7 protein-coding genes and 1 pseudogene are annotated in these 9,534 nt (G+C 68.7%); 4 read left to right on the forward strand and 4 right to left on the reverse strand.

Annotation, left to right across the window (positions count from 1 at the left end):
- A partial coding sequence (locus tag DD1DGNOD_RS30460; protein WP_283234648.1) for a helix-turn-helix transcriptional regulator occupies positions 1–1,084 on the forward strand: 1,084 nt, incomplete at its 5' end.
- Between the two features lie 125 nt (positions 1,085–1,209).
- Positions 1,210–2,193, forward strand: a complete 984-nt coding sequence (locus DD1DGNOD_RS02855; RefSeq protein ID WP_206442916.1) for a hypothetical protein — start codon at positions 1,210–1,212, stop codon at positions 2,191–2,193.
- Between the two features lie 211 nt (positions 2,194–2,404).
- On the opposite strand, the gene DD1DGNOD_RS02860 is transcribed toward DD1DGNOD_RS02855, so the two are convergent.
- Positions 2,405–2,749 carry an ArsR/SmtB family transcription factor gene (locus DD1DGNOD_RS02860; RefSeq protein WP_131769380.1) on the reverse strand — a complete coding sequence of 115 codons (345 nt, stop codon included), beginning with the start codon at positions 2,747–2,749 and terminating at the stop codon, positions 2,405–2,407.
- Positions 2,750–2,834: 85 nt separating this feature from the next.
- On the opposite strand from DD1DGNOD_RS02860, the gene DD1DGNOD_RS02865 reads away from it, so the two are divergent.
- On the forward strand, positions 2,835–3,713 hold the full coding sequence (locus tag DD1DGNOD_RS02865; RefSeq protein ID WP_131769381.1) for an LLM class F420-dependent oxidoreductase: 879 nt from the start codon (positions 2,835–2,837) through the stop codon (positions 3,711–3,713).
- A gap of 339 nt (positions 3,714–4,052) precedes the next feature.
- On the opposite strand, the gene DD1DGNOD_RS02870 is transcribed toward DD1DGNOD_RS02865, so the two are convergent.
- Positions 4,053–4,244: a hypothetical protein gene (locus DD1DGNOD_RS02870; RefSeq protein WP_131765053.1), complete on the reverse strand. Its 192-nt coding sequence runs from the start codon at positions 4,242–4,244 to the stop codon at positions 4,053–4,055.
- Positions 4,245–4,410: 166 nt separating this feature from the next.
- The gene (locus DD1DGNOD_RS02875) at positions 4,411–5,259 is read right to left on the reverse strand and encodes a helix-turn-helix transcriptional regulator (RefSeq protein WP_131769382.1); all 849 of its coding nucleotides are present in this window, start codon (positions 5,257–5,259) and stop codon (positions 4,411–4,413) included.
- A 101-nt stretch (positions 5,260–5,360) separates the two neighbouring features.
- On the opposite strand from DD1DGNOD_RS02875, the gene DD1DGNOD_RS02880 reads away from it, so the two are divergent.
- On the forward strand, positions 5,361–6,101 hold the full coding sequence (locus tag DD1DGNOD_RS02880; protein WP_131765054.1) for an SDR family oxidoreductase: 741 nt from the start codon (positions 5,361–5,363) through the stop codon (positions 6,099–6,101).
- Positions 6,102–6,359: 258 nt separating this feature from the next.
- On the opposite strand, the pseudogene DD1DGNOD_RS28700 reads toward DD1DGNOD_RS02880, so the two are convergent.
- Positions 6,360–9,534, reverse strand: a pseudogene (locus DD1DGNOD_RS28700) (hypothetical protein); the annotation flags it as partial.

Below are 9,534 nucleotides of genomic sequence, written 5' to 3' on the forward strand. Positions count from 1 at the left end.
TGAGGCCCCGGACATGAGCAAGCAGACCACGGATCTGGTCGAGCGTGCCGCGCGACTGCTGGGCAGCGAGCCGAACCTGGACGGTGAGGACGTGGCGGACGCGCTGAGCGCGGCGTGCACCGAGCGATTACTGTCGGGTGCGCCCGACGCCGAGTCGACCGCGGCGCTGGCGCAGCTGGTCTGCGATCTCCAGGACCTGGCCCTCGAGCAGGCCGAAACGCGGATGGCGTCGCGAGCGCGACGCATCGCCCGCTGTGAACGGGGGCTCGGTCTGTTGCGCACGGTGACCAGCCCGAAGGCGCTGGAGGGCCGGGTATGCGGGGAGATCGTGGCGAACTGCGGGCTCGAGCGGGTACTGCTCTCGCGCGTCGAGGACGGCGTCTGGCGGCCGTGGAAGGTCAACAACGTGGTGCGGGACGAGCCGTGGTTCGCCGAATGGGTCCAGCGCGAGATCCCGCTGGACGATTTTGTCCTCGAAGCACGGCTGCTGAGCGAACGCCAACCGGGCTTGGTGACGAACACCGCGGACCCGCGGGTACATCCGATCATCCGGGCTGGCGGAGCGACATCGTATGTGGTGGCACCGATCACTCCAGCTGGGCGTGTCATCGGTTTCCTGCACGCCGACCACGGGCGCGGCGGACGGGTCTGTGACGAGACCGACCGCGACGTGCTGTGGGCGTTCAGCGAGGGCTTCGGCCACCTCTACGAACGCTCTGTGCTTGTAGAGCGCCTGCGTTTGCAGCGCGACCGCGTGCGCCAGACGCTGGCCGTCGTCGACACCGCGCTGGAGGAACTCACCGAGGCCGAGATCGAGCTCGTCACCGCCCCCGACGACGACACCCCCATCACCCGGACGGCGTCATCGGTGTTCCGCAGCGAAGGCGGTCTCGATGAGTTGACGGCTCGTGAACGCGAGGTGCTCGAGCTCATTGCGGGCGGCGCCAGCAACCAGGAGATCGCCGAGCAGCTCGTCATCACCGTCGGCACGGTCAAGACCCACGTCAAGCACATCCTCGCCAAGCTCGGCGCCGTCAACCGCTCCCAGGCGATCGCGGCCTACCACGGCGTCGCCCAGGATTGAACGTCGCCCAGGATTGGACACCGCACGTCTACCACCTCCGGGCGGAAATACCACCAGCAGGGAAGATGACCTGCCGCGGGCGATGGACGACCATGGATCACCCGACCCGACCCGAGCTTCGCACCATGGCAACCTTCGATGTCACGCGGTCGTCGCGTTCGCAACGTGACCCTGTGATGTGGGAAAGTCGTCGTCCGCCAACCACTACAAACTTGCTTCCAGAGCGGTACGAAGGGGCAGCCATGCCAACAGCGCCTGTTGATCACCATCTCGACCTGACCACCCAGGACATCCTCACATACGGCAGTTGGGGCCTTACGTTAGTCCTCCTCGGTGTTGCGATACACCTGGGACGGAAGGAAAGAACTCCCTTTTACGCGCTGATCGTTCTCGCCGCCATGGTGGCAGCCTTCGCCGAGCCGCTCTACGACGCGGGCCTGATGCTCTACTTCTATTCGACCGAAGGCATGTACACCCATTTCACTGCCTTCGGCATCCCGCAGCCGGTCTGGACCCACAGCGGCTACGCCGTGCTCTACGCGGCACCCGCGATCATGATTACCCGCAAGATCCGACTCGGCACGCTGACGCGAAACGGGCTGTTCGCCTGGGCAGGCGTCGAGCTGCTGATGTCCTGCACGTTCGAGATGATCGGTATCAACGGCGGCGCCTACACGTATTGGGGACCGCACGAGCTGCGTATCCTCGACTATCCGCTGGTCATCGGCGTGCTCGAGGCGGCGCAGGTGATATGTTTCGCCGTTGCAGCAACCCAGCTGCGCGAGCGGGTGAAGAGCCCCGTCGGTCTGCTGGGCCTGTTCGTCCTGTTTCCCTGCACGTTCTTCATGGCGAACTTCGGTGCCGGCTCACCGGTGATTATCGCCTTGCACCTGGAGGACACCTCGCGCCTGATCGTGGCGTTGGCATCACTGCTGAGCATTGCGTTCGCCGCGGCGGCGATCCGTGGCGCCAGCTCGTTCCTGCCAACCACCGCCGGACAGAGCGAAGCGGCAACTGTCGGCAGTCCCGTCGGCGGATTCTCGCGGGTGAGAATAGCCGCTGACGTGCCCACGGGTGGACCGGTCGCAACGCCGTCCACAGCGAAGTAGACCGCCCCGCGCGGACTGTTCGTCCCGGTGTTGGAGCAGCACCGGGACGAACAGGTGTCGCAGTGGCTGCGTGGACGATGGATCGTCCGCGCAGGGCCACATAGCTAAGTGGCATGTGTGCATTAGTGGCCGGATCTGCGGCCTTGTCCGTCGGATTCGCTGATCAAAAAAGTTCAGGGCTCCGCGCCGGGTGATCGGCTGGGATGTGGAGTCACTCCGGCCCGGTCTGTTCGTCCTCGGCGAGTACGAGGCCGAGGAGACCTGGGAAACGGGCGTCGAACTCCGCGCGGCGAAGCCGATTGAGCCGGCGCGGCCCCTGGTCGACCTGCTCGAGCAGCCCTGCGGCCCGCAGGACGGCGAAGTGGTGGCTGGCGGTTGCCTTCGACACCGGCAGGTCGAACGTGCCGCAGGCGTGGGTGAACTCCGGCTCGCCCGCCAGCGTCCGCAGGATCAGCCGGCGAACCGGGTCCGCGAGCGCATCCAGGGCACCCTGCAAGGTCACGTCGCCCGGATCGGTGTGTCGCAGGCTCCGGGCGCGTCGCGCCTGATCGACCATCGTCTTCTCGGACTCCTCATACGTTCGATAGGCATCGTACACTGGCGAATATTCGACCCCCATCGAACATGTGAGGGAGATCGTCATGGCGATACCGATAGGACGGGTGGGTATCTGGTCCCCGTCGTACGTCTGGAACACCGACGACGCCCGCGAGGCGGCGGCGGAGATCGATGCTCTGGGCTACGGAGCTCTGTGGCTCGGCGCCGCCGCGCCTGACCTGCGCCTACCCGAGGATCTGCTCGCCGCCACGGACCGGCTGGTCCTGGCCACCGGGATCGTCAACGTGTGGGCGGCCGATGCGGCGGAACTGGCCGCGGGCTTCCACCGGCTGGCGAAGGCCTACCCGAACCGGTTCCTGCTCGGACTGGGTGTCAGCCATGCACCGGTCGTGCAGAAGCTGGGTAAGGCCTACACCCGGCCGCTGAACTATCTTGCCGGCTACCTCGACGCTCTTGACAACGCACCCGAGCCGGTTCCCGTCGACCAGCGGGTGCTCGCGGCGCTCGGCCCGAAGGCGCTCACCCTGGCGGCGCAACGATCGGCCGGCGCCCATCCCTACCTTGTCACGCCCGAACACACCCGCATCGCCCGCGAGACACTCGGCCCCGGCCCGCTGCTCGTCCCCGAGCAGAAAGTCGTCCTGGAAACCGACCCGTCCACCGCCAGAGCCCTTGCCCGCGCCGGCGTCCGTTACTACCTCGGGCTACCCAACTACGTGCGCAACCTGCTGGCCCTCGGCTTCACCGAGGACGACGTCGCCGGTGACGGCAGCGAGCGGCTCGTCGACACCCTCGTCGCCTGGGGTACCCCCGACCAGATCGCGAAGCGCATCACCGAGCACCACGACGCCGGCGCGGACCACGTGGCCGTACAGGTCGTCTCACCAGCCGCCGACTCGACCGCCTGGACCGGTCGACCAGCCAGGGAGGAGTGGCGCGCCCTCGCCGCCGCGCTTCTGTAAGGAAACAGACGCCTGTAAGGAACACGACGCGATGCCACCCGAGGGGCTGTACGAGAAACCGGTGTAACGGCGATGTTTAAGCGTCTCCGCAGGTCACGGCCTTACCCTGGAGATCATCGATCAAGATTCTCTGACGCTCCCACGGTGGCCATCGCCGAACTGATGGAGGTGCGAGAAAAACTGATGGAGGTACGAGAAAACGAGCCGGGCGGTTGATCTGTATGTGCCGTTACCGTCGATGCGTGCGGGAACGGCCTCGTCGATGCAGGTGATCATGCGCATCATATCGACCCGCATTACGAGCTGAGGGAAAAGGCTGATGGCCATGGTAAGTAGGGCTCATGGTCGAGTGGAACGGGAGTTCTTGGCGGTCTCCAGCAGTGCGATGGGATCGATGCTTCGGCCATCCGCGGTCTCGTGATCGTAGACATGGCGTACAAGGTGAAGCCATTGGCGGTGCTTGGCGATCGTCACGAAGCTGGTGAGGATGCCTGGCGAGAGGATGAGGGCGAGGAGAAAGTGGAGGTCCACCGTGGCTCCCGGCTTAGGCGATCCACAGTGCCCGAATGGCCCCCCTTGGATCGCGTAAGTCACTATGCCAGCGCGTGCTTCCCGGTGCAAGGGGAGTCTGATCCCCATGCTTCCTCGGTCTCGGCAGAGCCAAGGTCGTGGGCGCCTGCGCGGACATTCTGGTTGCTCAGGAGTGTGTCAGGTCCTGGGTGCCGAGGACACGGAGCAGGTCGAGTGCGTCGGCACTCGCGGTGCCCGGCTGAGTGGTGTAGACGACGAGTCGCTGATCGGCATCGGGCAGGTGCAACACGTCGCAGTCGACTTCGATCGTGCCGACCTGCGGATGGGCGATCCGCTTCCTGCTGCTGCGGCGGACCGCTGCCTCCCGCTGTTGCCAGCGCCACTCGAAGTCGGGGCTGACGCGACGCAGCTCGGCGACGAGGCTGCGCAGCCCCGGGTCGTGCGGGTAGCGGGCGGCAGCGGAGCGCAGCTCGGCAACCGCCTCGACGGCGGCGGCTTCCTCCTCCTCAGGAGTGCGGAGCAGACGGTTGGGACAGCGCGCATCGCTGGTGAACCGCCACCAGACGACGTTGCGGTGGCCCGGCGGCCACACGGTGAAGTCGCCGAGCAGGGCGGCAGCCAGCGGGTTCCAGGCGAGGATCTCGCCTTTGGCGTCGTGCAGGATCGCCGGGTCGGACAGCCGGTCGAGCAGGCGCTCGATGCTGGGGCGGACCGTGCCGGTGATGCGGCCTGCCCGGGGTGGCGGTGTGCCGGCCAGGTGGAACAGATGGTTGCGCTCGTCGTCGGTCAGGCGTAGCGCCCGCGCGAGCGCGGTGAGGACGGACTCCGACGGGTGCGGCCCGCGGCCCTGCTCGAGCCGGACGAGGTAGTCCGTCGAGATCCCGGCGAGGGCGGCCACCTCCTCGCGGCGCAGCCCGGGGGTGCGACGCCGGGGCCCGTGCGGGAGCCCGACGGCGGCGGGGTCCAGCCGGGCCCGCCACGTCCTGAGGGTGGCGGCGAGTTCGACGCGGTCCACAAGCCAGGATGCCCCGGAAACCGTCGGGGTTGCCTGGGATCGCCGCTCCCATGTTCGGCTGTCCCTGGTCCGGCCGGCGTGGGCGGGCCACGGTTGGCTGTATGAGCGACATCGTGAACGACGATGCTGTGAACGACATCGTGCTGATCACCGGGGCGAACAAGGGCCTGGGCTACGAGACGGCGCGGCGGCTGGGCGAGCGGGGTGCGACGGTGCTTCTCGGGGCCCGGGATACCGCCGCCGGCAGCGCGGCCCTGCAGCAGCTCGCCGTCGGCGGCGTGGACGTGCGGTTCGTGCCGGTGGACGTGACGTCGGATGCCTCCGTGGAGAAGGCGGCGGCCGAGGTTGAGGCGGGGTTCGGGCGTCTTGACGTGCTGGTGAACAACGCCGGGATCATCGGCGGTCGTACGCCGGTGCCCGAGGCCGGGCCGGAGGACTTCCGGCTCTGTTACGAGACGAATGTCTTCGGGCCGGTACGGATGATGCGCGCGTTCATTCCGCTGCTGCGGCGCTCGACGCTCCCGCGGGTCGTGATGGTGTCGAGCGGAATGGGCTCCCTCGCCATCACCACCGATCCGGCGCGCTTGGAGTCGGGCATCGTCAGTCTCGTCTACCCGTCATCGAAAGCCGCCCTGAATATGATCACAACTCAGTATGCGAAGGCCCTCCCCGGCTTCAAGGTGAACGCGGTGGACCCCGGGTACACCGCCACCGACCTCAACGGACACTCCGGTTACAAGAGCGTCGAGCAGGGCGCTGAGATCATCGTACGGATGGCCACGGTGGATGCCGACGGTCCGACCGGCGGTTACCTCGACGACCATGGGATCGTTCCCTGGTAGAGCGTCACCCGGCTCGACCGCTTTCCGAAGAAGCCGTAGGTGGAAACCGGGGTCTGTAACGACGGTTTCTGCCTACAGATGCGGAAACCGTAGGTGGAAACTGCTGCCATGGCGACGGTTTCTACCTACACGTTTGCGGTAGGGGAGCGGATGTCGTCGTCCGGCGTCCAGCGAACACGTGTTCAGGATATGGGACAAGGGTCATACTGTCTCCATGAGCCGTTCCCGCAGCATTGTCGAAGCGCTTTTGGTCGGTGGTCAGCCCACATCCCACAGCCGGACGATTCTGTCGTCGCCGGCGCTGGCCAGGGTACGGCCGTCCGGGGCGAACGCCACCGCCTTCACCCAGCCGGTGTGACCGGTCAGGGCTTTGCCGAGTGGACGCGGAGCGGACCGGGCGGTGATGTCCCACAGCCGCACGGTTCTGTCGTCGCCGGCGCTGGCCAGAATCGTGCCGTCCGGGGAGAACGCCATCGCACCTATCCGGCCGGTGTGGCCGATCAGCGGCGGGCCGAGCAGGCGGGGGCTGCGGGCGGCGTGGCTGCTCAGCGGTGAACTGAGCAGGCGGAGGCGGCGGGCGGTGATGTCCCACAATCGCACCGTCCTGTCGACGCCGGCGGTGGCCACGGTGCGGCCGTCCGGGGAGAACTCCACTGACCACACGTCGCCAATGTGACCGGTCAGCGGGGGGTCGAGCGGGCGGGGACGGCGGGTGGTGATATCCCACAATCGCACTGTCCCGTCACTCCCACCGTTGTCGTTGGCGCCGGTGTTGCCGTTGGCGCTGGCCAGGATGCGTCCGTCCGGAGTCAGCACGACCGACCGCACCGAGCCGATGGAGCCGGCCAGGGGCGGGCCGAGCGGGCAGGGGGCCGAGCGGTCCGCCACGTTCCACAGCCGCACGGTTCCGTCCTTGCCGGCGCTGGCCAGGATGCGGCCGTCCGGCGAGAAGAGCACCGACCACACCCGATCGGTGTGGCCGGTCAGCGGCGGGCCGAGCGGTCGGGGACGGCCGGCGGTGACGTCCCACAATCGCACTCCACGGTCGGCCCCGGCACTGACCAGGATCTCCCCGTCCGGGGAGAACGCCACCGCGTCCACCCGGTCGGTGTGGCCGGTCAGGGGCTTGCCGATCGGACGGGGGGCGGAGTGGTCGGCCACATCCCACAACCGCACGGTGTGGTCCGCGCTGGCGCTGGCCAGGATGCGGCCGTTCGGGGAGAAGCCCACCGAGATCACCCAGCCGGTGTGGCCGGCCAGCCGCTGACTGGGGCGGTGGGAGGCGGAAGTCGGTGCCTGCCGGGAGACCGGTGCCGCTGCTGGTGCCTTCCGGCTGACCGGAGCAGGTGCCGCAGTCGGTGCCTGCCGGGATGCCGGTGCCGCTGCGTGCCGGGCGACCGGTGCCGGTGTCGGCCGGACGGGCTGCGGTTGCTGCAGGGGACGGGTGGTGGCCGCGCGGGTGGGGCCGGCGGCGGAGGTGTGGACGGAGGGTGGGCGTGCGACCGGCTCCTCGACGTGGGGCTGCGCGACTACCTTCACCTTCACCCCCGAGGGCGTCACCGGAACGGTCCCACCCCCGGCGGAGGGCACTGGAACGGCACCACCCCCGGCGGACGGTGCGGGAGCGGCGCCGGTAGCGGTACCGTCACCGACGCGACGGTGGTCCAGTGCGGACGGGGGCAGCGTCGGGTCGAACGGCGACACCCCGGCGGGGCGCCCGCAGTCCCACATCCGCACGGTGTGGTCCGCGCCGGCGCTGGCCAACGTGCGGCTGTCCGGGGCGAACGCCACCACGTTCACGACGCTGGTGTGGCCGGTCAGCGGTCCACCGAGCGGACGGGGTGCGGACCGGTCGGCGACATCCCACAGCCGTATTGCCTTGTCGTCACCGGCGCTGGCCAGCGTCCGGCCGTCTGGGGTGAATGTCACTGACCGTATCCGTCCAGTGTGGCCGGTCAGTGGTTCGCCAAGCAGGCGGGGTGCGGACGGGTCGGCGACATCCCACAGTCGCACCATCTTGTCGGCGCCGGCAGTCGCCAGGATCGCGCCGTCCGGGGTGAACGCCACCGACCACACCCGTCCGGTGTGGCCGGTCAGCGGCTCACCGAGTGGACGGGTAGCGGCCCGGTCCGTCACATCCCACAACCGCACCGTCCCGTCCGGACTGTTACCAGCGGTAACTAGCGTGCGGCCGTCCGGGGCGAACACCGCTGTATCCACCTGGTCGGTGTGGCCGGTCGTCAGCTCACTGAGCAGGCGGGGTGTGGATCGGTCGGCGACATCCCACAATCGGACCGCCTTGCCGTTGCCGGCGGTGGCCAGCGTGCAGCCGTCCGGGGTGAATATCACCGAGCGTATCCGGCCGGTGTGGCCGATCGCCGGTTCACCGAGTAGACGGGGTGCGGATCGGTCGGCGACATCCCACAGTCGCACCATCTTGCCGTTTCCGGTAGTAGCCAGTATATGGCCGTCCGGAGTGAACGCTACCGAGAACACCGGATCGGTGTGGCCGGTGAGCGGTTGGCCGAGCGGGCGGGGAGCGGACAGGTCCGTCACATCCCACAGTCGCACCGTGTAATCGTTACCGGCGGTGGCGACGGTACAGCCGTCCGGGGCGAACGCCAGCGAGAACACCGAGCTGATGTGACCGGCCAGTGGCTGGCCGAGCGGACGGGGGGAGCGGGCCGGTGCCCGCCGGAGCATCTCCGCCAGCGGGGCCGCAGCCGCCGGCGGAGCTACCACCGGAGCTACCACCGGAGCTGCCGGAGCGACTGGTGGAGCTGCTGGAACGGCCGGCGGAGCCACCGTTGATGTTGCCACCATTGATGTCGCCACCGTGGTCACCGCCGGAGCAGGGCCACCTCCGGCAGGCGGCACAGCGTCGGTGTCGGTGGCGGGGCGGCGGTGACCGAGGGCGGTCGGGGGCAGGGTCGGATCGAACGGTGACACCTTGGCGGGCAGCTCGCAGGCCCACAGCCGCACTGCCTTGTCGTTGCCGGCGCTGGCCAGGGTGCGGCCGTCCGGGGCGAACGCCACTGACCAGACCGAGTCGGTGTGGCCGGTGAGGGGTTGGCTGAGCGGACGGGGGCTGGACGGGTCGGTCACGTCCCACAGTCGCACTGCGCGATCGTTGCTGGCGCCGGCGCTGGCCAGCGTGCGGCCGTCCGGGGAGAACGCCACCGAGCGCACCTGGTCGGTGTGGCCGGTGAGGGGTTGGCCGAGGGCGCGGGGTGTGCGCGGGTCGGCTACGTCCCACAGCCTCACCGTCTTGTCACCGCCGGCGCTGGCCAGAATCCTGCCGTCCGGGGAGAACGCCACCGAGAACACCCGGTTGGTGTGGCCGGTCAGCTGGCCGAGCGGGCGGGGGGCGGATCGGTCGGTCACGTTCCACAGTCGCACCGTCTTGTCGTTGCCGGCGCTGGCCAGGGTGCGG

The organism is Candidatus Protofrankia californiensis (assembly GCF_900634765.1).
GTDB classification, from domain to species: Bacteria; Actinomycetota; Actinomycetes; order Frankiales; family Frankiaceae; genus Protofrankia; species Protofrankia californiensis.